20 protein-coding genes and 1 pseudogene are annotated in these 23921 nt (G+C 37.4%); 18 read left to right on the forward strand and 3 right to left on the reverse strand.

From position 1 onward, the window contains the following. Positions 1–51: 51 nt before the first annotated feature. The 10 genes from acpS (at position 52) to ACVRZD_RS04445 (ending at position 14267) form a co-directional block, all read left to right on the forward strand. Positions 52–408: a holo-ACP synthase gene (gene acpS / locus ACVRZD_RS04400; protein ID WP_037624880.1), complete on the forward strand. Its 357-nt coding sequence runs from the start codon at positions 52–54 to the stop codon at positions 406–408. After that, positions 405–1511: an alanine racemase gene (gene alr / locus ACVRZD_RS04405; RefSeq protein WP_037624882.1), complete on the forward strand. Its 1107-nt coding sequence runs from the start codon at positions 405–407 to the stop codon at positions 1509–1511. The genes acpS and alr overlap by 4 nt, the downstream gene beginning before the upstream one ends. Positions 1512–1709: 198 nt before the next feature. After that, positions 1710–3482 (forward strand): ABC transporter ATP-binding protein/permease, encoded by a 1773-nt coding sequence (locus ACVRZD_RS04410; protein ID WP_037624884.1) that lies wholly within the window; start codon positions 1710–1712, stop codon positions 3480–3482. Further along, the gene (locus tag ACVRZD_RS04415) at positions 3475–5148 is read left to right on the forward strand and encodes an amino acid ABC transporter ATP-binding/permease protein (protein WP_037624885.1); all 1674 of its coding nucleotides are present in this window, start codon (positions 3475–3477) and stop codon (positions 5146–5148) included. The genes ACVRZD_RS04410 and ACVRZD_RS04415 overlap by 8 nt, the downstream gene beginning before the upstream one ends. Then, a complete protein-coding gene (locus ACVRZD_RS04420) occupies positions 5141–5734 on the forward strand; it encodes an MptD family putative ECF transporter S component (RefSeq protein ID WP_037624887.1) in 594 nt (197 codons plus the stop codon). The genes ACVRZD_RS04415 and ACVRZD_RS04420 overlap by 8 nt, the downstream gene beginning before the upstream one ends. After that, positions 5731–6411 carry an energy-coupling factor transporter transmembrane component T family protein gene (locus ACVRZD_RS04425; RefSeq protein ID WP_037624889.1) on the forward strand — a complete coding sequence of 227 codons (681 nt, stop codon included), beginning with the start codon at positions 5731–5733 and terminating at the stop codon, positions 6409–6411. The genes ACVRZD_RS04420 and ACVRZD_RS04425 overlap by 4 nt, the downstream gene beginning before the upstream one ends. Further along, the gene (locus ACVRZD_RS04430) at positions 6408–7814 is read left to right on the forward strand and encodes an ABC transporter ATP-binding protein (protein WP_447450310.1); all 1407 of its coding nucleotides are present in this window, start codon (positions 6408–6410) and stop codon (positions 7812–7814) included. Before ACVRZD_RS04425 ends, ACVRZD_RS04430 begins: the two co-directional genes overlap by 4 nt. Before the next feature lie 108 nt (positions 7815–7922). Further along, a complete protein-coding gene (gene recG / locus ACVRZD_RS04435) occupies positions 7923–9938 on the forward strand; it encodes an ATP-dependent DNA helicase RecG (protein ID WP_037624893.1) in 2016 nt (671 codons plus the stop codon). Positions 9939–10020: 82 nt separating this feature from the next. After that, positions 10021–10938: an aldo/keto reductase gene (locus ACVRZD_RS04440; RefSeq protein WP_037624895.1), complete on the forward strand. Its 918-nt coding sequence runs from the start codon at positions 10021–10023 to the stop codon at positions 10936–10938. A gap of 605 nt (positions 10939–11543) precedes the next feature. After that, positions 11544–14267, forward strand: a complete 2724-nt coding sequence (locus ACVRZD_RS04445; RefSeq protein WP_447450298.1) for a transglutaminase domain-containing protein — start codon at positions 11544–11546, stop codon at positions 14265–14267. Positions 14268–14455: 188 nt separating this feature from the next. Here ACVRZD_RS04445 and ACVRZD_RS04450 read toward each other — a convergent pair whose 3' ends face one another. Next, positions 14456–15418 carry an asparaginase gene (locus ACVRZD_RS04450; protein ID WP_037624896.1) on the reverse strand — a complete coding sequence of 321 codons (963 nt, stop codon included), beginning with the start codon at positions 15416–15418 and terminating at the stop codon, positions 14456–14458. Positions 15419–15488: 70 nt separating this feature from the next. On the opposite strand from ACVRZD_RS04450, the gene ACVRZD_RS04455 reads away from it, so the two are divergent. Continuing rightward, complete coding sequence (locus ACVRZD_RS04455; RefSeq protein WP_037624898.1) at positions 15489–16877, forward strand: Cof-type HAD-IIB family hydrolase; 1389 nt, start codon at positions 15489–15491, stop codon at positions 16875–16877. 51 nt (positions 16878–16928) lie between these two features. Here ACVRZD_RS04455 and ACVRZD_RS04460 read toward each other — a convergent pair whose 3' ends face one another. After that, positions 16929–17381, reverse strand: coding sequence for a universal stress protein (locus ACVRZD_RS04460; protein WP_037624900.1), 453 nt, complete (start codon positions 17379–17381; stop codon positions 16929–16931). A gap of 192 nt (positions 17382–17573) precedes the next feature. Between ACVRZD_RS04460 and ACVRZD_RS04465 the strand changes: the two genes are divergently transcribed. The 3 genes and pseudogenes from ACVRZD_RS04465 to ACVRZD_RS04475 all read left to right on the forward strand — a co-directional run bounded on the left by ACVRZD_RS04465 (position 17574) and on the right by ACVRZD_RS04475 (position 20290). Continuing rightward, positions 17574–18788: a pyridoxal phosphate-dependent aminotransferase gene (locus tag ACVRZD_RS04465; RefSeq protein ID WP_447450299.1), complete on the forward strand. Its 1215-nt coding sequence runs from the start codon at positions 17574–17576 to the stop codon at positions 18786–18788. A gap of 180 nt (positions 18789–18968) precedes the next feature. After that, positions 18969–19751: a GTP-sensing pleiotropic transcriptional regulator CodY gene (codY, locus tag ACVRZD_RS04470; protein WP_037624903.1), complete on the forward strand. Its 783-nt coding sequence runs from the start codon at positions 18969–18971 to the stop codon at positions 19749–19751. A gap of 3 nt (positions 19752–19754) precedes the next feature. Then, positions 19755–20290, forward strand: a pseudogene (locus ACVRZD_RS04475) (cysteine hydrolase family protein). A 30-nt stretch (positions 20291–20320) separates the two neighbouring features. On the opposite strand, the gene ACVRZD_RS04480 reads toward ACVRZD_RS04475, so the two are convergent. Then, entirely contained in the window at positions 20321–20581 is a 261-nt protein-coding gene (locus tag ACVRZD_RS04480) for a metal-sensitive transcriptional regulator (protein ID WP_037624905.1), read from the reverse strand. Between the two features lie 134 nt (positions 20582–20715). Between ACVRZD_RS04480 and ACVRZD_RS04485 the strand changes: the two genes are divergently transcribed. The 4 genes from ACVRZD_RS04485 (at position 20716) to ccpN (ending at position 23919) form a co-directional block, all read left to right on the forward strand. Continuing rightward, positions 20716–21039: a rhodanese-like domain-containing protein gene (locus ACVRZD_RS04485; RefSeq protein WP_037624907.1), complete on the forward strand. Its 324-nt coding sequence runs from the start codon at positions 20716–20718 to the stop codon at positions 21037–21039. Positions 21040–21053: 14 nt separating this feature from the next. Further along, a complete protein-coding gene (locus tag ACVRZD_RS04490) occupies positions 21054–22706 on the forward strand; it encodes an FAD-dependent oxidoreductase (RefSeq protein ID WP_447450300.1) in 1653 nt (550 codons plus the stop codon). After that, positions 22699–22998 carry a rhodanese-like domain-containing protein gene (locus ACVRZD_RS04495; RefSeq protein ID WP_037624909.1) on the forward strand — a complete coding sequence of 100 codons (300 nt, stop codon included), beginning with the start codon at positions 22699–22701 and terminating at the stop codon, positions 22996–22998. The genes ACVRZD_RS04490 and ACVRZD_RS04495 overlap by 8 nt, the downstream gene beginning before the upstream one ends. Before the next feature lie 264 nt (positions 22999–23262). Next, a complete protein-coding gene (ccpN, locus tag ACVRZD_RS04500) occupies positions 23263–23919 on the forward strand; it encodes a transcriptional regulator CcpN (protein WP_037624911.1) in 657 nt (218 codons plus the stop codon). The last annotated feature ends 2 nt before the right edge of the window (positions 23920–23921 follow it).

Genomic DNA, 23921 nt, shown 5'->3' on the forward strand with positions numbered 1-23921 from the left:
TCTCAGCTTCCGAGGTTTATGATCACAAAATACATTGATTTAGGATAAGAAATGATTATTGGACATGGTATTGATTTACAAGAGATTTCAGCTGTTGAAAAAGCTTATCAACGCAATGAACGTTTTGCTCAAAAAGTTTTAACCAGTAAGGAATTGGCTGTTTTTAATAGTTTAACTGGGAAACGCCAGATTACCTATCTAGCAGGTCGATGGTCAGCTAAAGAAGCCTTTGCTAAGGCGATGGGAACTGGAATTGGTAAGTTAACTTTTCATCATATTGAAGTCTTGTCAGATGAAAAAGGGCGGCCCTACATTAGCCAGTCTCCTTTTACTGGCAACAGTTTTATCAGTATTTCTCACAGTGGGAACTATGTTCAAACAAGTGTGATTTTGGAGGAAAACAAATGATTTCAAGTTTACATCGCCCAACAGTGGCAACCGTCAATTTAGATGCCATCAGAGATAATATAAAACAAGTACAAGCTCATATCCCAACAGGTAAAAAGACTTATGCAGTTGTAAAAGCTAACGCCTATGGTCATGGGGCAGTTCAAGTTGCTAAGGCTATTGATGCAGAAGTAGATGCTTACTGTGTCTCAAATCTTGATGAAGCCATTGAATTACGCCAAGCAGGCATCACCAAAGAAATTCTCATTTTAGGGATTATTTTAGCAGATCAAGTAGCTTTAGCTATTGAAAATCAGGTAACCCTTACCGTTTCTAGTCTGGAATGGTTGAATACCCTAAAAGCAAGTAGTATTGATGTAAGTAATCTCCATGTCCATATAAAAGTCGATTCTGGCATGGGTCGAATTGGTGTCCGTAGTCTTTCTGAGGCTAAGGCCTTGATTGCTGCGCTCTTAGCTCAAGATATCCATGTTGACGGGATTTTCACCCATTTTGCAACGGCAGATGAAGCTAATGCGGACAAGTTTAATCAACAACTAAGATTCTTTACAGACCTGGTAGAATCATTGGACTACAAGCCTGCGCTTGTTCATGCTAGTAATTCGGCAACCAGTCTTTGGCATAGTGAAACCATTTTTAATGCTGTGCGTTTAGGTATTGTTATCTATGGATTAAACCCAAGCGGAACAGATTTGGATCTACCCTACCCATTGACTGCAGCGCTATCTTTGGAAAGTAAGCTTGTTCATGTTAAAACAATTGCAGCTGGACAAACTGTTGGTTATGGGGCTACCTATCAAGCAACCGAAGAAGTAGTCGTTGGTACGATTCCAATTGGTTATGCAGATGGTTGGACGAGAGATATGCAAGGTTTCTCTCTTTTGGTTGATGGGAAAACTTGTGAGATTATTGGACGGGTATCGATGGATCAGGTGACGATTAGGTTACCAAAGGTTTATCCGATTGGGACGACGGTAACCTTGATTGGTCAGAATGGAGATCATATCATTTCAGCGACGGACGTTGCCACTAAACGAGGAACAATCAATTATGAAGTGCTTTGTGTCTTGAGTGACCGGGTTCCACGTTTTTACAGTAATTAGAAATGACAATATATAAAGATAATGGCTTACAATTAAGCATTTTCATACAAATAAAAGATTTTGTCACCTTCAGTGCTGAGATGACCATAAGAGAACTGGAGAGGATATGATCATCCTCTCCTTTTTGCAAGTCAAAAGTTACTTGTTGGTTTTTTATTGATGTCATAAAAGAATAAAAATAGAAAGAATATGAGGTCTATGATCGAAAAGAATACATCATTAACAAGGCAAAAGAAGAAAGCCTTATTAGGTCGTCTAAAAAAAGAAGTCGCTTCTAAAATGCCATTGATTTATCTAGCGGCATTCCTATCTTGGTTGCAATTTCTAACACGGATTATTAGTTTTTATCTGATTGCACAGATGGCTTATCGGATTTATCAAGGGTATCCAATAAACTTAGGGAATTTGCTCTTAGCACTTCTTGGATTAAATGGGCTAGGATTTGGTTTAGCCTACTTTGCTAAAAAATTACAGGGTATTGCGTCACAGTTTGCTAGAGACAATCTCAAGAAGGCTTTTTTTGAAGCATTTATTAAACAAGATGGTCATTTTGAGCAAGATGTTAGTTTGGCAGATACCTTTATGGTAGCATCACAAGGGATTGATAGTTTGGATACCTATTATTCACACTACCTATCATTGTCATTTAGGACTTTGTTTAATTGTAGTAGTGTTTTAGCCTTAGTTCTAGCTGTCTTTCCAAAAGGAGCGTTGGTTTTTCTACTAACTCTTCCCTTGATTCCACTTTCAATTATTCTGATGCAAAATCGATCTAAAAAAATAATGGCTCATTATTGGGGTACTTACATGGATGTAGGTAATTTATTTTTAGATCATTTAAAGGGGTTGAATACACTATATTCCTATCAGGTTGATCAAGCCTATGAAGACAATTTTTTAAAAAAGGCTGAGTCTTTTCGAGTGGCCACAATGAACTTGTTGGCATTTCAATTACAGGCTGTGGGTTATATGGATGTCGTCATGTATCTTGGGGTTGGTATATCAGGCTTATTATCAGTGAATGCTATGGCACTAGGGCAGTTGAATCTTGCATCCTTTCTCTTTTTTATCTTAATCGCAACAGAATTTTTTGTTCCCATTAGAGAGCAAGGATATGGTATGCATCTGGTTATGATGAATACTAAAATGGCAGATCGTATTTTTAGCTTTTTAGATAGTATTACTACTGATAATGAGCTTTTAGCTTATCAGTCTGAAACGATGCCTGCTTTTGATCAAGTTAGTGTTAGAAACTTGTCATTTTCTTATGACCAAAAGCCCTTACTATCAAACATCACAATTGATTTACAAAAGGGGCAATTGACTGCTCTTGCAGGTGTTTCTGGTCGAGGGAAAACAAGTCTAGCTCAGCTTTTTTTGAAACGATTCCTAGCTGATAGTGGAAATATCTTTTTTGGGAAACAAAGTATTCGAGACCTTAGTCAAAAAGCAATTAACACAGAAGTAATGTATATATCTAATCAGTCTTATTTGTTGAATCAATCTATTTATGATAATTTAGCAATGGCGACGGACATGTCCAAGGAAGACTTGCAGATCTGGCTGAAGAAGACTGATTGTCTAAATTTTATTGATAAATTACCAGATGGACTTGATACCTTGGTGGGGTCTGATGGTGATTATTTATCACCTGGACAACGACAACAAGTTATCTGTACCAGGGCTATTTTGGCTAAACGCTCATTTTATATTTTTGACGAGATAACGGCTAGTGTTGATCAAGATAATGAAAAAGTGATTATGGAATTAATAAAACATTTAGCAAGCGAAGCTATTGTCTTGATGATTACCCATAAAATGAAACAAGTGGCTCTTGCCGACCAAGTTTTATTTTTGGAAGCTAAGCAAATAGCTAGGGTCGCTGATCCAGTCAGTCTTTATCAGCAAAACAAGATATATCGTAACTTAGTTGATACACAAACTGGATTGGAGGAAAGTCAATATGCTTAAGTCAGTTATTCCTAGCTATAAGATGGCCAAGCGGTTACTTAGCTTAATGAAAGAATTGCTACCTTTTATTGCCTTAGCAGTTATTTTTGCTGTGATGGGTTTTGTGGTGACACTCACTATTCCTGTTGCCTTAGTTCGTTTGGGCTTAGCTTCTGTTAATGGTCAGTTTATTCCCGTATATTATTATGCTGTTTTTATAGGGTTAGCATTGCTGAGGGGCCTTTGCCGCTATGGAGAACATTACTTTGGTCATTATGTTGCCTTTCATACCTTAGCAAAATGTAGAGGTCTTCTTTATCAGAAGTTACGTCGATTAACACCACAAGCTCTTGATCAGAAAGACAGTGGTCAGTTGTTAAAAATGATTGGGGAGGATATTGAAGCTCTTGAAATTTTCTTTGCTCATACCATTGCCCCAATTTGTACAGGTCTTCTGTCAGCTCTGTTGATTTTTATTGTTTTTGCTTCGTTTAATATCCTTTTAGCAATTATTGCCTTGTTTACTTATTCATTACTGGCTCTTGTTATTCCTTATTATTTTGCGGATGCTTTGGAACTGTTATTAGCAGAACAGACAAAAAATCGTAAGCGTTACGCTTCCTTTTTTATTGAAAGTTTACAGGCAATGAAAGACTTATTGCAATTTCAACTGGTTAATAAACGCTTTTTAGCCTTGAATCAATTGAGTCAAAGCGTTAATGGTTCCGAAAGAAAGATTGCCCAAAAGCAATATATGCAATTTACTGTTACATTCTTTGTCCTTGGTTTAGGACTTACCTTATTTACCTTTATTGATTTTTATTTGATGAGAAGACAAGCTCTATCTTTTCAAGAAGGCATTCCATTACTAGTTGCTTTTTCAGCGTCATTTGCCCCCTTTTTGGAACTGGGCAGATTACCTTTAGGTTTTAAACGAGCCATGCATGCTGGGGATCACTTGTTCTCTATATTAGATGAAAGGGAGCCAGAATTATCTGGCAACAAGCAACTGGAGAGGCTTGATACTGTATCTATTGATAATTTAAATTTTACCTATCCCAATTCGGAACGAGTTCTCTATTACAATTTATCGGGAACTTTTTCAAAAAATGGTATAATAGCTATTCAAGGAGAGTCTGGCTCCGGCAAATCAACTCTAATGAAGTTGATTATGCGCTGGTATGCTTTTCAATCAGGACATATTTACTTGCAAAATCAAACTATCCAGGAACTCAATCCTTCTGAGTTACAAAATACGATTGCTTACCTTCCACAACATGCACAATTATTTTATCAAAGTATCAGAGATAACTTGACGTTAGGGCGGGAAGATATTAGCGATGAGGCTATTTGGAACTTGGCTGAAAGATGTGGATTGAAAAAGAGACTCTTATCTTGTCCACAAGGTCTAGATACGATCATTTCAGATCCAAATATGTTCTCAGCAGGTGAACGACAACGGCTTGAATTAATGCGCGCACTCTTAAAAGAAGCAGAATGCTATATCTTTGATGAGCCGACCTCGCATCTAGATTCTCTTAACGAAAGCTTATTATTATCAATTATAAAAAAAGAATGTCATGGTTTAGTCTTTTTAATCTCACACCGCCGGTCAACTCTTGCCTATGCGGATCAGATTTTTCAATTAGATCAGGGGCAATTAAAGGAGATACAAAAAAATGAATAGTTTGAAACTAAAAGATATTATTTTGACAGGTGCTTTTTCAGCACTCTACTTTATCTGTGTTGGTCTAGGAACCTTAATTGGGATATTATTTGATAAGTCAGGAAATATGATTTATGCACCTGCTTTTTCAGCACTTTTAGGGGGAACTGTTTACTTTCTTTTAGCTACTAAAATTCAGAAATTTGGAGCTATTACTTTACTAGGTGCCATCATGGGGTTCTTCTACTTTTTATCAGGTCATTTCTTGGCAGCGTTATTACCAGCACTTATTTTTGGTGTTGCAGCTGATGCCATTGCCTATTTGGGCTGTTATAAAAAACAGAGTTTCAACTTGCTTTCTTATATTATTTTTTCGTTTGTTAATACAGGGCCGATTCTTTTAATGTGGTTTGTACGTGATACCTATATCCAAAATTTACTAGCGCGTGGCAAAGATATGGCTTATGTTAATCGTGTCATGGTGGACTTAACTTTAGGCAATGTTTCATGGTTTGTCTTCACTGTTTTATTAGGTGCCTTTTTAGGTGGGTTGTTTGGCCTAAGTCTTTTGAAAAAGCACTTCCTCAAATCTGGTATTTTGTCATGACATTAGATGTCAGAACAAAAATGCTTTTGTTGCTGTTGGCCAATGTGACTTTATTGAGCAGGACACAGGGGTGGCAGGAAATGATGATTGTCATGGTTTTCATTCTTATCTTATATTTACTGGGGAAGAAACTACTAGCTAAGCATTATTTTCTCGCTTTTTTGTTTTTACTTGCCTTGGATAAGCTTCCGTTAGAGGTTTTACCAAACTATCTCTTTCATCTTTTATCTTTAATTTTAGTTCTTGCTAAATTTCTCTTGCCAACTTGTTTAGCGGCAACTATTTTATTGCGTACTAGTAGTGTTTATGAACTGGTTCATGGACTTAGAAAGTGGCATTTTCCTGAGGTCCTCTTGTTGACTTTTGCGGTCATGATGCGGTTTTTACCACAAATTAAGATAGAGGCTACTACGATTCAAGCAGCATTAAAGCTAAGAGGTATCTTGTTGAGGAAAGCTGATTTATTCAGGCATCCTAAACGTTACTTTGAATATTTTTTAGTGCCTTTAATGATGTCGTTATTACGAAGTAGTCAAGACCTAACACTAGCGACTCTAACAAAAGGTTTGGCTATAAAAATGAGAGCTACTGAATGCTTTCAATCACGTTTAACTATTTTAGATTGGGGGATTCAAATTTGGGCTCTGATAAGTATGATTTACATGGTGATAGTATAATAAAAGCTAAAGATTTGACGTTTACTTATGCGGCAAGAAAAGCTTTTTCTTGTCAGGTAGAAAATCTTGACATTAAAAACGGCGAGTTGATTGTCTTATGTGGAAAATCTGGCTCCGGAAAATCGACTTTTTTAAAATTACTAAATGGTTTGGTCCCTGATTATTTTCCTGGTCATTTAGAAGGTCAATTAACAATTGGTGAGCAGATAATCGGACAGGTTAGTGTTGAAGACTTATCGCGTCGTGTTGCATCTGTCTTTCAGAACCCGTCAAGTCAATTTTTTTATAAAGAGGTAAAACATGAGTTGGTCTTCCCATGTGAAAACCAAGGGTTAGAGCCTGAAAAAATTCAAAAAAAATTAGCACAAGTGGCTCATGATTTTACATTTTCTGACTTGTTAGAGCGGGATATGTTTAGTTTATCAGGTGGTCAAAAACAAAGAGTTGCAATTGCTAGTGCTATTATGCAAGGGCCAGATATTATTTTATTTGATGAACCAACGGCCAATTTGGATAGTCAAGGAATTGCTAGTGTAACTAGCTATCTTCATGCCTTGAAAAAGGCAGGTAAAACAGTTATTGTTGCTGAACACCGTTTAAGCTATTTGAAAGATTTAGCTGATCGTTATTTATATTTTAGAGATGGGGCCTTGGTTGAAACGTTTACTAATTTAGAAATGCTCCAAATGACAAGTGACCTAAGAGAAATTTATGGCTTGCGTTGTCTTGACGTAATCCCAGTCCAAGAAAAGCTGGAAAATCTAATGGTGACTAGAACTTTTGATGCCCAAAATCAGTTGGTCATCAGAGACCTTCAAGTAAAAGCTGGGAAAAAAAAATTAGCGTTCATTGATTACTTAACTTTTGAACGAGGAGTAATCACAGGTATAGTGGGACCAAATGGTATTGGGAAATCTCGATTTGCTACTTATTTAGCAGGATTATATGAAGATAAAAAGGCGACATTTACTCTGGATAAGCAGCCGTTACTAGTTAATGACCGTCTGGCTAAATCGGCCATTGTTATGCAGGATGTCCGTTTGCAGTTGTTTGCTGATACAGTTTATAAAGAGCTTACCCTTGGTCGAACTATGAAAGAAAGTGAAGCCTTAGCTATACAGTCAGTCTGTCAGGAATTGGGGTTGAATCATCTATTAGATAAACATCCAATGAGTTTATCAGGGGGAGAGCAACAGCGTCTAATGATAGCTTCCTGCCTACTCTCTGATAAGGATATCTTAATTTTTGATGAACCGACGAGTGGTCTCGATTTGGAACACATGATAGCAGTTTCGCGTTTACTCAAACAATTAAAAGCAAAAGGTAAACTGATTGTGCTTATTTCACATGATGAAGAATTGTTGTCTGATACATGTGATCGCATTTATAAGATGCCAAGCTAATTTTTTTGTTGATAATGGATGAACTAGACACTTTACCGTGCTAAAGCTAAAAAACTCTTGTATAATAGGTACAAGAGTTTTACTTATGATGAGGGGTATTATCGAAATATGAATAGACAATCACCAATTTCAGAATTGAAAGGGCTTGGCCCCAAGTCTGCAGAAAAGTTTCACCAATTAGATATTTATACTATTGAGGATTTATTGCTCTATTATCCTTTTCGCTATGAGGATTTCAAGAGTAAGTCAGTCTTTGATTTACAAGATGGTGAAAAAGCTGTTTTAACAGGACAAGTGGTGACACCGGCTAATGTTCAATATTATGGCTTTAAACGCAACCGACTTTCCTTCAAAATCAAGCAAGATGAGTTGGTCATTGCAGTCAATTTCTTTAATCAGCCTTATTTGGCTGATAAGGTTGGATTAGATAAAGAAGTTGCTATTTTTGGTAAATGGGACCAGAAAAAAACTGCCCTCACTGGCATGAAATTTTTGATGTCCTTAGAAGATGATTTACAACCAGTTTATCATACTGTCCAAGGTGTCAATCAAACAGCTTTGATTAAAGCTATTAAATCGGCCTTTGAGACAAATGTTTTACAAGAAATTACTGAAAATATCCCAGACATCTTACTCAAAAAATATAAGCTGATGCCAAGACAAGCGGCTATTAGAGCTATGCATTTTCCGAAGGATCTGACAGAGTATAAATTAGCTTTACGCCGTATAAAATTTGAAGAACTCTTTTATTTTCAAATGCACTTGCAATTGCTAAAAGTGGCTAATAAGTCAGAAAGTTCTGGTTTAGCTATCAACTTTTCACAAGAATCTGTCAATACTGTCATTAGCAGTCTTCCCTTCCCTTTGACTGATGCACAAAGCAAGAGCCTGACCGAAATCTTAGCCGATATGAAATCAGGCCAACATATGAACCGCCTTTTACAAGGGGATGTTGGTTCAGGGAAAACAGTTATTGCTAGTCTAGCCATGTATGCCGCCTGTACTGCTGGCTTTCAGTCAGCACTGATGGTTCCAACTGAAATTCTCGCTGAGCAGCATTATGACAGTCTCAGTCAACTATTTCCTGACCTGTCCATAGCTCTCTTAAAATCGGGAATGAAGGCAGCTGAGAGACGAACTGCCTTAGCAGCAATTGCTGATGGCTCTGTAGATATGATTGTTGGGACTCATGCCTTAATTCAAGATACCGTCCAGTACCATCATTTGGGGCTTGTTATTACAGATGAACAGCACCGCTTTGGGGTTAAGCAACGACGGATTTTTAGAGAAAAAGGTGACAATCCTGACGTCTTAATGATGACGGCTACGCCCATTCCTCGTACACTGGCCATTACCGCCTACGGCGAGATGGACGTGTCAATCATTGATGAACTGCCTGCAGGGCGTAAGCCCATTGTGACCCGTTGGGTCAAACACCAAGAGCTAGATAAGGTTTTGCCTTGGATTAAGGAGGAAATTGCCCAAGGCGCCCAAGTTTATGTCATTTCTCCCTTGATCGAAGAGTCTGAGGCACTTGATTTGAAAAACGCTGTTGCTTTAGAAGAAGAGTTGAAAGATTACTTTAAAGAGTCTGCCAGAATTGCTTTGATGCACGGCAAAATGAAAAATGACGACAAAGATGCCATCATGCAAGCCTTCAAAAATAAGAAGACTGATTTGTTGGTATCAACTACTGTTATTGAAGTCGGGGTTAATGTCCCTAACGCGACCATTATGTTGATTATGGATGCGGATCGCTTTGGACTTAGTCAATTGCATCAGCTTCGTGGTCGGGTTGGTCGTGGACATAAGCAATCTTATGCTATTTTAGTAGCTAATCCAAAGACGAATTCTGGGAAAGAACGGATGAAAATCATGACAGAAACCACTGATGGCTTTGTTCTAGCTGAAGCTGATTTGAAGATGCGTGGTTCTGGGGAAATTTTTGGAACACGCCAGTCTGGTATTCCAGAATTTAAAACAGCAGATATTGTTGAAGACTACAATATTTTAGAAGAAGCTAGACGCATTGCTAGTGAAATTGTTTCGCAAGTAGCTTGGCAAGAAGATGATCGCTGGCAAGTGATTCTATCACACTTGAGTGAAAAAGGTAATTTTGATTAACTGACATGAGCACATTCAAAGTCAGAAATCGATTACAAAAAATGGTATACTGAACTGATAAGCTAAATCAAAGGAGAGTATTATGAGCAATCAATTAATTGGGCAGACAGGCATTGAAGGGTCACGTATTGCATTAGGCTGTATGCGAATGGCATCTTTAGAAGTTGCTGAGGCAGAGAAAGTTATTGCAACGGCACTTGATGAAGGGATTACTTTTATCGATCATGCTGACATCTATGGAGGTGGAGAATCTGAAATTCGTTTTAGAGATGCGGCTAAAAATCTCGGCTTATCTCGAGACCACTATCTTTTGCAATCAAAATGTGGGATTCGTAAAGGATTCTTTGATTTTTCAAAAGATTATATCTTAGAGTCAGTCGATGGTATTCTAGACCGTCTTGACACCGACTATTTGGACTTTTTAGTTTTACACCGTCCAGATGTACTGGTTGAACCTGAGGAGGTTGCAGAAGCTTTCCATCAACTCGAAAAAGCTGGGAAGGTGAAGCATTTTGGTGTCAGCAATCAAAATCCCCATCAAATGGCATTGCTTCAGTCCTACCTTGATAAACCATTAGCAGTTAATCAAATGCAATTGTCACCTGCGCATACACCGATGTTTGATGCTGGTTTCAATGTCAACATGCGAAACCAAGCTTCAATTGATCATGACAACGGTGTTGTTGATTATTGTCGTCTTAATAAAATAACTATTCAGGCATGGTCGCCTTTCCAAATTGATTTGGACAAAGGGCTATTTACTGGTAACCCAGATTATGAAGACTTAAATCAAACCATTGCTAATTTGGCAGATCATTACAATGTTTCTGATGAGGCAATTATTATGGCATGGATTCTGCGTCACCCAGCTAAGATGCAAGCTATTGCTGGTTCAATGAATCCAGAACGGTTGAAGAGAATTACACAAGCTTACCAAGTCGAATTAACACGTCAAGAATGGTACGACATCTACCGTAGTGCAGGTAACGTTTTGCCATAGCCAAAAAGAATGTTTCCTGAAATAAGCATTCTCAGCAGCAAGACACGAGTCTGGAACAACTGTTCTCAGACTCTATTTTTTTATAAATTTATGTATATAAGGCAGTGGCCACAAACAGTTTTATTTCTTTGTCTGAGTAGTGTGTCAAGAAAAGCTGATTTGGCACTGTTTTCAAGCCATGTTTTAATCTTATTTTTCAACTTAAATTAAAACATGGCTTGAAAAAAATGTGATTATAATATAAAATTAGTTTAATTAACTCAACTATTGATAAGAATAAAAAAATATCAAAAGCATGAGAAAAGTTTGAAAAAAACTGCCTTCTTAATTACATATGTTGCTTGGAAATAGATTAAAAAGCAGTTTTGGGGTCTTTTTTGGACTGTTAAGGACATATGCCTTATGTTTCGTTGGCTAATAGTGTTATTTGGAGGTATTTTTTTAGGGAATCGTAAGCATGTCGCTTCGTAAATATTAAAAAATTAAGGATTTTTCGCAGATTAAGGCAATAGTTCGAAATAGAAGCTTCTAATTTTAATGAGGTGTTGTGTGAATAGCTACCAGAAAAAGACATTAATAGTCAGCTACAGAGGAGATGGAGGTATATGAAAGTAACAAAGATTAAGAAAAAGTTAATGCTTGTTTTGGGATGTGCAACAATTCAATGCTTTGCGATTTCGACAGTAGATACTGTTAGTAGTGACCAAATAACAAGTGATTTTAGCTCGTTTGAAAAATATAGAAGTGATAATAAGCAGAGATTAGTTGATGAATCTATGGGTTCAAACCAACACGTTCATTTTAATCGTAGTACCGTTGAATTAAAGGTCGGTGATGTGTTTGACTTGGATTTGGGTGAAGGGAACCGGAAAATTGATGATAGTCAAATTCAGTGGATTGGTTACCAACCCTATGGATATCCGACCCTCATCTCAAAAAAATTCTCTATTGAGAAGAGTCCTAGTTACAAAGAAACTAATGAACACTTTGCCCAATTAGATATAAAAAATGGGAAAATCACTGCCAACTTGCCAGGAGAGTACGAAGTTTATGCTAAGTACAAAGATCAGACTTTCCTTGCACGTGTCTATATTCTTGATAATGCAGAATTAGAGACTCGCTTAAAGGCTCGAAAGGTTTCAGCTGTTACAAAGGAAATTGCAGATTACATTAAATCTCAAACGTCAGATATCTATGAACAAGTCAAGATGGTACATGATTATATTTGTTTATCCGTATCTTATAGTGAACGAAATTGGACAAATCCGGCATATAATTCACTGATTGAAGGAAGAGCAATCTGTGTAGGCTATACTGAAGGAACCAAATTGCTCTTAGATGAATTAGGTATTCCAAATGCTGTTCAAAGAGGAACGATTAATAATTATGGTCATAGATGGAACCTGGTGCAAATTGATGGTATCTGGTACAACCTTGATACCACATGGGACAGCCTTGGCGGAAGAGTCCGGTATCAGTATTTTTTAGTTGAAAAAGAAGCTTTTGGGACAAATCGAAAAGTCAATGAGAACACGATTGCTAAAGCGGAATACCAATTAAATGGCAACTCAACGATTGGAAATAACAAATATAGTCAACTTCAGACTAGTGGGCAATTGAAGTTACAAGCAAATGAAGCTATTAAAGCTTTAGTTGACAAAAAGACTATAAAAACTCAGGCAATGGACAAATATGACTTCAATGAGATGCTGCTAAATAAAAAGGAATTTGGTAAAGGGAACCTGGATCCATTTGGTATTAAGGTAGAGGATGTTATTTTTGAAGAACCTGATCCAAAAGTGTTAGAAGCAGAAAAGCAAGCCGAGCAAGAGCGCCAGGCTAAAGCAGAAGCAGAAAAGCAAGCCGAGCAAGAACGTCAAGCAAAAGCGGAAGCAGAAAAGCAATCCGAGCAAGAACGTCAAGCCCAAGCAGAAGCAGAAAAGCAAGCTGAGCAAGAACGTCAAGCAAAAGTGGAAGCAGAAAAGCAATCCGAGCAAGAGCGCCAGGCTAAAGCAGAAGCAGAAAAGCAATCCGAGCAAGAGCGCCAGGCTAAAGCAGAAGCAGAAAAGCAATCCGAGCAAGAACGTCAAGCCCAAGCAGAAGCAGAAAAGCAAGCTGAGCAAGAACGTCAAGCCAAAGTGGAAGCAGAAGCAGAAAAGCAATCCGAGCAAGAACGTCAAGCCAAAGTGGAAGCAGAAAAGCAAGCCGAGCAAGAGCGCCAGGCTAAAGCAGAAGCTGAAAGGCAAGTCGAGCAAGAGCGCCAAGCCAAAGTGGAAGCTGAAAGGCAAGCCGAGCAAGAGCGCCAAGCCCAAGCAGAAGCAGAAAAGCAATCCGAGCAAGAACGTCAAGCAAAAGCGGAAGCAGAAAAGCAAGCCGAGCAAGAACGTCAAGCCAAAGTGGAAGCAGAAAAGCAATCCGAGCAAGAACGTCAAGCAAAAGTGGAAGCAGAAAAGCAATCCGAGCAAGAACGTCAAGCAAAAGTGGAAGCAGAAAAGCAATCCGAGCAAGAGCGCCAGGCTAAAGCAGAAGCAGAAAAGCAAGCCGAGCAAGAGCATCAAGCCCAAGCAGAAGCAGAAAAGCAATCCGAGCAAGAACGCCAAGCCAAAGTGGAAGCAGAAAAAGAAGCTAAACAAACAAAGGTTCTGGTAGATAATGCGAGCACTATCACCATTACCTTGTCAGCTAGTGAAAAAGCAACAAGTAATCAGATTAAAAAACTTGATAGCAAATCTTTGGCAAATGTGAAAGACTTGAACGGAAAAGTAGCAGATACTTATGACATTGACCTACTTGATCAAGAAGGTCGTGTGACAAAACTATTAGGAAAAGCAACTGTTACACTTCCAAAACGTAACGGTCTAGTAGTTGAAAAAGTTCTCTATATTCATCCCACTTTTGGGGATAGTGAATCCCTTGTTTTCCACCAAAATGAGAATTCAGTATCCTTTGATGTTAGCCATTTATCAATGTATAGTGTCGTCTATGTCAATGTATCAACTAATGGTGAAGGCATAAATACAGTTTCAACACCATCCTTAGTTGTTCCTAACACAAGCCCGGTGGAAAACGTGACTGCTGCTAAACCTAACATGGTAGAGACTAGTGAGCCTGTGCTTAATTCAAATCCTGCAATGCTAGGAGCAGATATTAATGCAGCTTCAACGATGCTGTTGTCAGATGCTAACACAAGGTCAGGGGCCAAGTCAAAAGCTAAAAAACGTCCCTTGACAACGACTGGACATCGCGTCACCCTTATAGCACTTTTCAGTGTAGGTCTTATAGGCACAATCTTAATTTACCTGACAAAATTTTTTCGTCAAAAAGTCTAAATCAGTTTGACGCATTAGCACTTGTAATGGGCGACAAGGATTAGGATTTGAAGGGTACCATAAGCCCTCATCTACTTCATTACATAAGAAATAAGAAGCAAAAAAAGACAAATAAGTTCCGTGACCTATTTGTCTGTTACCTGAGAATGCTCAAAGAGCATTCTTTTTTGTGTTTCATTTTACAAAGCTTAGCCTTCAATGTATTCTTTCAGTTCTTGCCCCTCTAAACCGGCATTTAGGGCTATTAATAGTTTGAGACGTGCTTTTGGAGCGTTTAGCTCTTTGACGAACATAATACCTGCTTTCTGTAAGCTTGCGCCACCACCTTGGTAATTATAGACTGGCTCTGCTATTCCATTAAAGCAGCGAGAGACAAGGACGACTGGAATGCCAAGGTCAATTAGTTTTTGTACTTCTGGGACAGCTAGTGGAGGGATGTTTCCAGCTCCTAAGGCTTCGATTACTAAGCCTTGAATAGTGTCAGGTGTGAGCAAGCTGAGGATACTTTGGTCACCCATTCCGGCGTAAGCTTTGACAATTGGAACAGTTCCCGAGATTTGCTTGAGGTCAAAGCGGACGCGAGGCTCGGCTGTTTTGAAGAAGAGAATATCATCTTTTAAAATAACGCCCAGTGGACCATGTGTTGGTGTTTGAAAGGTTGAAATGTTAGTAGTATGTGTTTTAGTCACATATTTAGCTGCATGAATTTCATCATTCATGACCACTAAAACCCCCTTGTCTTTTGCTTTGTCATTGCTAGCAACACGTAAGGCGGTCAAGTAATTATAAATACCATCACTGCCAATTTCATTTGAACTGCGCATTGCTCCAGTAATAACAATTGGAATTTTAGGAACTTGCATAGTATCTAAAAAATAGGCGGTTTCTTCTAAGGTGTCCGTTCCATGTGTAATGACAATGCCATCATATTTTGGTCCGTCTTCTTTAATTTTGTGGTAGAGATCAAGCATATGAACTGGTCTGATATGAGGACTTGGTAAATTTAAGAAATCAACGACACTTAATTGGATATTTTCGAGTTCAAGACCAATTTGCGTCATTGGATTAATGTGATTTGGAGCGACTTTACCAAATGCATCTGACTGCATAGATATCGTACCGCCAGTATGTAAGACCAAAATTTGTTTCATTATTTATCCTACTTCCTTCGATTTGTGGTATAATCTATTCTAACATAAAGAGAAGTGAGTAAAATAAGTTTTGACAATTAAAGCCGTTTTTTTTGATATTGATGGGACATTATTAAATGACCGAAAAAACGTTCAAAAAACAACTCAAAAAGCAATCAGAAGTCTTAAAAATCAAGGTATTATGGTTGGTCTAGCGACGAGTCGCGGGCCTGGTTTTGTGCAGCCTTTTCTTGAAAATTTTGGTTTAGATTTTGCAGTAACTTATAATGGCCAAATTATTTTAACACGTGATAAGATTCTCTATCAAAATCAATTACCAAAATCACTGATTTATAAAATCATTCGTTATGCTAGTGAAAAGAAAAAAGAAGTATCGTTGGGAACGGTAGCAGGCTTAGCTGGTTCACGTATTATTGATATGGGGACTAGTCAGTTTGGACAAGTTGTTTCAAGTATTGTCCCTAAAAGTATGGTAACGACAGTTGAAAGCAGCTTTAAAAACTTGATTCGTCGCATTAAGCCACAGAGTTTCACAAATCTCGTTACAATTATGCGCGAGCCCATTTATCAAGTGGTTATGGTAGCCTCAGTTGAGGAAACAAAAGAAATTATTGAAAAATTTCCTCATGTTAAGATTACTAGAAGTAGTCCCTATTCCATTGATTTCATCTCGATGGAACAATCGAAAATCAAGGGAATTGAACGTTTAGGTGAGATGTTTGGTTTTGACTTATCAGAGGTAATGGCCTTTGGCGATTCTGATAATGATTTGGAGATGTTGAATGGTGTGGGAGTCGGAGTTGCCATGGGCAATGCCGATGAATTGGTTAAAGAAGGGGCTCACTTTGTTACAGCTTCCAATAATAATGGGGGAATCTCAAAAGCTCTAGCTCATTATGGTCTGATTCACTTGGATATTGAAAAGAGCTTTAAGAGTCGCGATGAAAACTTCAACAAGGTTAAGGATTTTCACCGAGTTATGGATGGAGATACCGTGGAAACCCCACGAGGTTATTCATTGAAAGAAGCCAGTCACCGTGCTGACTTTAAGGTTGAAGAACTTGTTGAATTCTTATATGCGACTAGCCAAGGTGAGAAAAGTCATTTCACCCAGTCCTTGATGGATTTACACTCTGCAATAGATCGCGCAGCTATTAAAGTTCAATCAAAAGAACACCCTGAGACACCAATGGTTGGTCAAGTTGATGCTCTTACAGACTTGCTTTACTTTACATATGGTTCCTTTGTTTTGATGGGAGTTGATCCTCAGCCGATTTTTGAAACAGTCCATGAGTCAAATATGGGGAAAATGTTCCCTGATGGGAAGGCTCATTTTGATCCGGTTACGCATAAAATCTTAAAACCATCAGATTGGGAAGAGCATTATGCGCCAGAAAAGTCTATCAAGAAAGAATTAGATAAGCAATTACAAAAATCATTACAAAAATTGGAAAAATAAAAAAAGCACTCCATATGCTAGCGATCGGAGTGCTTTTTAATAAGGTTTTGATTATAGTGTTTTTCCGCTATCACGTACAACTAATAGGTCGACTTTGGCATGACGCATGATATACTCAGATGAAGATCCGATAAGCAGACGTTCAAAGGTGTTAAGACCCGTTGCTCCAACCATGATCAAATCAACGTTTTCACGGTCAGGGATTTCATGAGCTAGTAAGTTTTTAGGGTTTCCAAATTCAATGACTTGACGTATTTTTGTTAACCCTTGGGCACGTGCTTGTTGCTCTAATTCGGACAAGACATCTTTGGCTTCTTGTTCTAATTTATCATAAATATAAGTGTCAAATGTGGCAACGCTTTGTAGGGCACGTGTATCAATAACATGAGCGAGAATTAATTCACCATTATTACGAAGTGCAACGTTTACACCTTTGTTAAAAGCCAATTCTGATTCGAAAGAACCATCAACTGCAACTAAAATGTGTTCATACTTTTGTGACATAACCTTGTCCTCCTATGTAAAACTAATAAAGTATACTTTATACTTGTATTATACACCAATTTATAAGTTATTGAAAGCGTTTTATGTTTTTTACTGAAATAAATCTTGAATATCGTTTCAAATCTTAATTATCGAAAAATTCTTTCTATTTTTAAAATATTTGTTTATAATATAGAGCAAAAGGAGTTTGCTATGAAGATATTTGAAAAATCGTCAAAATTAGACCATGTTGCTTATGATATCCGTGGACCTGTTTTAGAAGAAGCAGAACGCATGATGGCAAATGGGGAGAAAATATTACGATTAAATACAGGTAATCCAGCTGCTTTTGGATTTGAAGCACCAGATGAAGTTATTCGTGATTTAATTGTTAATGCACGTTCGAGTGAAGGGTATTCTGATAGTAAGGGTATTTTTTCTGCTCGTAAAGCTATTATGCAATATTGTCAACTCAAAAAATTCCCACCAGTAGATATTGATGATATCTATTTAGGAAATGGGGTGTCTGAGCTTATTTCAATGTCATTGCAGGCCTTACTTAATGATGGAGATGAAGTACTTGTTCCTATGCCAGATTATCCATTATGGACAGCTTGTGTTAGCTTATCAGGTGGAAAAGCTATTCACTACCTTTGTGATGAACAGTCAAATTGGTATCCAGATATTGAAGATATCAAGTCAAAAGTGACAGACAGAACAAAAGCAATTGTTGTGATTAATCCTAATAATCCGACTGGAGCACTCTACCCGGATGATATTTTATTAGATATTATTCAAGTTGCTAGAGAAAATGATTTGATTATTTTTGCTGATGAAATCTATGATCGTTTGGTTATGGATGGTGCTCAGCATAAGGCTATTGCTAGTTTGGCCCCTGATGTTTTTTGCGTGTCAATGAATGGCTTGTCTAAATCACATCGGATTGCGGGTTTCCGTGTTGGGTGGATGGTTTTATCTGGTCCAAAACGTAATGTTCATGGTTATATTGAAGGTTTAAATATGTTAGCTAATATGCGCTTATGCTCTAATGTCTTAGCGCAACAAGTTGTACAAACATCTCTAGGTGGTCACCAATCTGTTGATGAATTGTTATTGCCAGGTGGACGGATTTATGAACAACGTAATTTTATTTACAAGGCAATTAATGATATTCCGGGTTTGTCAGCTGTTAAACCACAAGCTGGGCTTTACATTTTTCCAAAGATTGATCGAACCATGTATGCTATTGACGATGACGAGATGTTTGTCTTAGACTTATTAAAGCAAGAAAAAGTAATGCTCGTTCATGGCAAGGGCTTTAACTGGAATGAACCAGATCATTTCCGCATTGTTTATCTTCCAACTGTAGAAGAATTAGCAGATGTTCAAGAAAAAATCACTCGTGTTCTTAGTCAATATAAACGATAATAACTAAAAAAAGTTTAGAAACTTGGCATATTTTTCCGAGTTTCTTTTTTTAAATGAAGTGAAAAAAAGATTAAAATAGGAATTGTAGAAATAATAAACAATTTTCTGATAATTCCTTGCGAAATCGATTTTCCTTTGATATAATTGAGACGCAATAAAATCAAAGGAAAAAGGTGAAAAATGCCAAATTTATTAGAAAAAACACGTAAGATTACATCCATTCTACAACGGTCTGTTGATAGTTTAGAAACTGAATTACCTTACAATACAATGGCATCTCGTTTAGCAGATATTATTGATTGTAATGCATGTATTATTAATGGTGGCGGAACGTTATTAGGTTATGCCATGAAATATAAAACAAATAATGACCGCGTTGAAGAGTTTTTTGAAGCTAAGCAGTTTCCAGATTCTTATGTAAAAGCTGCAAGTCGTGTCTATGATACTGAGGCAAACTTAACAGTTGAAAATGAATTAACCATTTTCCCTGTAGAGTCAAAAGATGTTTATCCAGATGGTTTAACAACAATTGCGCCAATCTACGGCGGAGGAATGAGACTTGGTTCATTAATTATCTGGCGAAATGATGAGCAATTCCATGATGATGATTTGATTTTAGTTGAAATTTCAAGTACGGTAGTGGGTATTCAATTGTTGAACTTACAAACTGAAAATCTTGAAGAAACAATCCGTAAACAAACAGCTGTTAACATGGCAATTAATACCTTATCTTATTCTGAAATGAAGGCTGTTGCAGCAATTCTAGGTGAATTAGATGGAAATGAAGGTCGCTTAACAGCCTCTGTTATTGCTGATCGTATTGGAATTACACGTTCAGTAATTGTTAATGCTTTACGTAAACTTGAAAGTGCTGGTATTATTGAGAGTCGTTCGCTTGGTATGAAGGGAACCTACCTGAAAGTCATTAACGAAGGAATCTTCGAAAAACTCAAGGAATATTAATATGTGACTAGAGTACTTAATATCATTAATTATACTCAAGATTCTGTTGTCGATAATGGAAGATTAACAGATAGTAAGCCAGCTTAAGCCATATCAGAAGCAATCTTTGAAGTGACTAAGGCTGGTTTCGAACGAGGAGATTATATCTTCTTTACTGTAGATAGTCATGATTTTGAGGATGGTTTTCATCCAGAATCAAAATTATTTCCACCTCATAATATTCTGGGTACAAATGGACGACATGTATTTTGCCCTAGCTGACTATTATGAGGCTATAAAGGCTGATGATGCTGTTTTTTTGGTTAGATAAGCGATATTATTCGGCATTCTCTGGAACTAACCTAGATGTTCGTTTGAAAACATAGAGTAACTAATCTGGAGTGTTAACAGAGATTTGTGTTTTACATACAGCGATTGATGCTTACAATTTAGCTTATCCTATTGAAATTGTATAAGATGCGGTTGCTAGTATTTCAGAAGAAAATCATCAATGGGCACTCAATCATTTTGAGTCTGTTCTTGGTGCTAAACTGATTTAAAAAGACGTGGGGAAACCACGTCTTTTTCGTCTACTTTTTAATAATTAAATTGATTGCTTGGTTAATACGTTCTTCTTGAAGTTTAGGATCTTCGGATGGATTTTCAATTACTTCAGTAATTTTTTCACCAATAATGACGCCCATTGTACTATTAATGCTTGAACGAATTGCTGTTAGTTGAGTGATAATATCAAAGCAAGATTGGTCTTCTTCAATCATCCGTTGTATTCCTCGGATTTGCCCCTCTGTTCGTTTAAGTCGATTAATAATATCCTTTTTTCTTGTTTTCATAAAAACCTCACTTCCGAGGATTAATTATACTTTCCTAAATCTGCTTTGTCAATTTATACCCTGTTTTTTTAGTTGACTTTAGAAGAGTGACATGCTATTCTAAAAATACCATACGGGGTATTTGAGGAGAGAAAATGATCTTTACTAAATTTTTTAAACAACAAGCATCTTTGACCACACAAGAACTGCAAAAACTATTACAAACTGATAACGTAACGTTACTGGATGTCAGAACACGACAGGAGTTTCAGTCGGCTCATATTAGAGAAGCAAGAAATTTTCCTTTATCGGATATTACAACCTATAAGGGAACAAAAGATAAACTGATTTATGTCATTTGTCAGTCAGGAATGCGGAGCAAACGAGCTTGTAAGACATTGAATCAATTGGGATACTCTACAGTTAATATTAAAGGTGGCATGTCTGCATGGACAGGACCTAAACTAAATTCGAAATAATAAAGAGGTAGAAAATGAAGATTATTATTGTAGGTGGTGTAGCAGGTGGGATGTCTGCAGCGACACGACTCAGACGTTTAATGGAAGATGCAGAAATTATTGTATTTGATCGGGGTCCATATGTTTCGTTTGCTAATTGTGGCTTGCCCTACCATGTTTCAGGAGAAATTGCTGATCGCAATAGCTTATTGGTACAGACTCCGGAACGACTTAAAGCAAGGTTTGAATTAGATGTTCGTCCAGAAACTGAGGTAATGGCGATCCATCCAAAGGAAAAAATGGTTACTGCTCAGCATGCTGGAGTAACGTATACAGAGTCTTATGATAAGCTTATCTTGTCACCTGGCGCGAAACCATTTTTTCCTCAGATACCTGGCTTAGATGAGTCTGAAAATGTATTTAGTTTAAGAAATATACCAGATCTAGATAAGATTATGGCTCAGATTGATCATCAAAAAGTGGGACAAGCAACGGTCATTGGAGCAGGATTTATTGGTCTTGAAATGGCTGAAAGTCTATCAAAGAAAGGCTATGACGTTACAATCGTTGAAAAGGCGCTTCATGTTTTGCCGCCTTTAGATGAAGAAATGGCTAGCTTTGTTCAAGCAGAGTTGGTAAAAAATAAGATCAAAGTCATTACTGGACAGTCTGCACAATCCTTTGAAGAAAAAGGACGCGTGATTATTTTAGAAGATGGTAGCAAATTAATGTCAGACCTGACAATTATGTCGGTTGGTGTCATGCCTGCATCAGATTTGGCAAAAGAAGCTGGGTTAACATTAGGGTTTAAAGATGGTATTTTGGTCAATGACAATTATCAAACAAGCAATGATGATATTTATGCAGTTGGCGATGCCATCATTGTTAAACAAGAAATTACAGGTCAAGATGCTTTGATTTCTCTGGCTAGCCCAGCAAATCGTCAAGGCCGTCAAGTTGCAGATGTCATAGCAGGAATCAGCCGCAAAAATAAAGGAAGTATTGGCACAGCTATTGTCCGTGTTTTTGACCTTTTGGCAGCCTCAACGGGACTTAGTGAACGTCAAGCTAAACAAAGCTTTAACGATGTCGCTGTACTTCATACGAGTGGCAAAGATCATGCTTCATACTTCCCAGGTGCAACTGACATTACTCTTAAATTGGTATTTAGTAAAAACAGTGGCCTTATCTATGGCGCTCAAGCAGTTGGACAAAAAGGTGTTGATAAACGCATTGATATCCTAGCTACCGCTATAAAAGTTGGATTGACTGTAGAGGAATTGCCAGAGTTAGAATTTACTTATGCGCCACCATTTGGTGTTGCTAAAGACCCTGTAAATATGGCGGGCTATGTCGCAACCAATCTGTTAGAGGGAACTAGTGAAACGGTACAATGGTATCAGTTAGAAGAAGAATTGTCAAAAGGTAAAAAGCTATTGGATGTGCGTACTGTTTCAGAGTTTGCAGCAGGTCATTTTGCTGAAGGGATCAATATCCCTCTTGATGACTTACGTAATCGATTAAATGAACTTGATAAAGAGCAAGCGTATATTGTTAGTTGTCATAGTGGTTTGCGCTCTTATTTGGCGGAACGCATTCTTAAGCAGGAAGGTTTTACCGTTCAAAATTTAGATGGTGCCTACTCTCTTTATCAAAGTGTTTACCCAGAAAGGATTACCCATGTTTAAATCGGAATCAATCACACAGTTACAAGAATTACTTAAACAAGACAAGCTAAATCTAATTGATGTTCGTGAAAGCTTTGAATACGAAGCAGGACATGTACCAAGTGCAGTCAATATGCCCTTAAGCGACTTTGAAGAAAGCTATCAGACCTTGGATAAAAACAAAAGCTACCATATTATTTGCCATTCTGGTGGTCGTTCAGCCCAAGCATGTGCTTATCTGAGCAATCAAGGATTTGAAGATGTGACAAATGTTGAAGGCGGAACAAGCGCCTGGACAGGAAAATTAGATTAGCTATTAAAAGGCCTTAGGAAAACTCCTAAGGCCTTTAATAGATTGGGAATTGTGTTTAGGAAGAAAGAAGAGAGTTTATGTCACTAGGCGTAAAAGGTTAGTAAGTGTAAAAACCACGACCAGCAGATTTGCCTATATAGCCTTTATCTAAGAAATCTTCTTTTAATTATAGTCATATTTTTAAAAAAATAGACAAAAATATTTTTTTGACTTGTTTTTTTGAAAAAATAGACATATAATATATCACGTAAAGATATATATAGTATATCATATTTAAGCAAAAGTGAGGTATTTATTATTCAATTCACCACAAGACAAAAGTCGATTATATCGATTGTTAAAGAAAAAGAGCCAATAACTGGTGAAAAAATTGCAGATCTCTTACAAGTTACAAGAGCAACCTTGCGATCAGACTTAGTTGTTTTAACCATGCTAGGAGTTTTAGATGCGAAACCCAAAGTTGGTTATTTTTATGTTGGCAAGTCAGAATCTCATCAAGAATACCAGTTATATAAAAATATGAAAGTGTCAGATATTATGGGAATACCTCAAATGGCACATCAGAATGACTCGGTTTATGATGTTATCGTTCAAATCTTTATGGAAGATTCAGGTGGCGTTTTTATCTTGGATGAATCAGATTATCTCTGTGGACTAGTTTCTAGGAAAGATTTATTGAAAGCGACAATTGGTAGTGGCGATTTAACAAAACTGCCTATTGGAATGATAATGACTCGTGTACCTAATGTTTCAACTGTTAGTGGCGATGAATTTGTCCTTTCAGCGGCTGAAAAATTGGTGGCCCGAGAAGTGGATAGTCTTCCTGTCGTAGAACAAGCTGAACATGGTAAATTAAAGGTGATAGGAAAACTGTCAAAAACGATAATTACCAAACTTTTCCTTGAATTAAAAGAGAAGTAGAT

This window comes from Streptococcus hongkongensis, assembly GCF_053206145.1.

What these genes read in the sequence shown, in the direction of transcription:
- acpS (WP_037624880.1), top strand. Translation starts at nt 52, where the DNA reads ATGATTATTGGACATGGTATTGATTTACAAGAGATTTCAGCTGTTGAA.
- alr (WP_037624882.1), top strand. Translation starts at nt 405, where the DNA reads ATGATTTCAAGTTTACATCGCCCAACAGTGGCAACCGTCAATTTAGAT.
- ACVRZD_RS04410 (WP_037624884.1), top strand. Translation starts at nt 1,710, where the DNA reads ATGATCGAAAAGAATACATCATTAACAAGGCAAAAGAAGAAAGCCTTA.
- ACVRZD_RS04415 (WP_037624885.1), top strand. Translation starts at nt 3,475, where the DNA reads ATGCTTAAGTCAGTTATTCCTAGCTATAAGATGGCCAAGCGGTTACTT.
- ACVRZD_RS04420 (WP_037624887.1), top strand. Translation starts at nt 5,141, where the DNA reads ATGAATAGTTTGAAACTAAAAGATATTATTTTGACAGGTGCTTTTTCA.
- ACVRZD_RS04425 (WP_037624889.1), top strand. Translation starts at nt 5,731, where the DNA reads ATGACATTAGATGTCAGAACAAAAATGCTTTTGTTGCTGTTGGCCAAT.
- recG (WP_037624893.1), top strand. Translation starts at nt 7,923, where the DNA reads ATGAATAGACAATCACCAATTTCAGAATTGAAAGGGCTTGGCCCCAAG.
- ACVRZD_RS04440 (WP_037624895.1), top strand. Translation starts at nt 10,021, where the DNA reads ATGAGCAATCAATTAATTGGGCAGACAGGCATTGAAGGGTCACGTATT.
- ACVRZD_RS04445 (WP_447450298.1), top strand. Translation starts at nt 11,544, where the DNA reads ATGAAAGTAACAAAGATTAAGAAAAAGTTAATGCTTGTTTTGGGATGT.
- ACVRZD_RS04450 (WP_037624896.1), bottom strand. Translation starts at nt 15,418, where the DNA reads ATGAAACAAATTTTGGTCTTACATACTGGCGGTACGATATCTATGCAG.
- ACVRZD_RS04460 (WP_037624900.1), bottom strand. Translation starts at nt 17,381, where the DNA reads ATGTCACAAAAGTATGAACACATTTTAGTTGCAGTTGATGGTTCTTTC.
- ACVRZD_RS04465 (WP_447450299.1), top strand. Translation starts at nt 17,574, where the DNA reads ATGAAGATATTTGAAAAATCGTCAAAATTAGACCATGTTGCTTATGAT.
- codY (WP_037624903.1), top strand. Translation starts at nt 18,969, where the DNA reads ATGCCAAATTTATTAGAAAAAACACGTAAGATTACATCCATTCTACAA.
- ACVRZD_RS04480 (WP_037624905.1), bottom strand. Translation starts at nt 20,581, where the DNA reads ATGAAAACAAGAAAAAAGGATATTATTAATCGACTTAAACGAACAGAG.
- ACVRZD_RS04485 (WP_037624907.1), top strand. Translation starts at nt 20,716, where the DNA reads ATGATCTTTACTAAATTTTTTAAACAACAAGCATCTTTGACCACACAA.
- ACVRZD_RS04490 (WP_447450300.1), top strand. Translation starts at nt 21,054, where the DNA reads ATGAAGATTATTATTGTAGGTGGTGTAGCAGGTGGGATGTCTGCAGCG.
- ACVRZD_RS04495 (WP_037624909.1), top strand. Translation starts at nt 22,699, where the DNA reads ATGTTTAAATCGGAATCAATCACACAGTTACAAGAATTACTTAAACAA.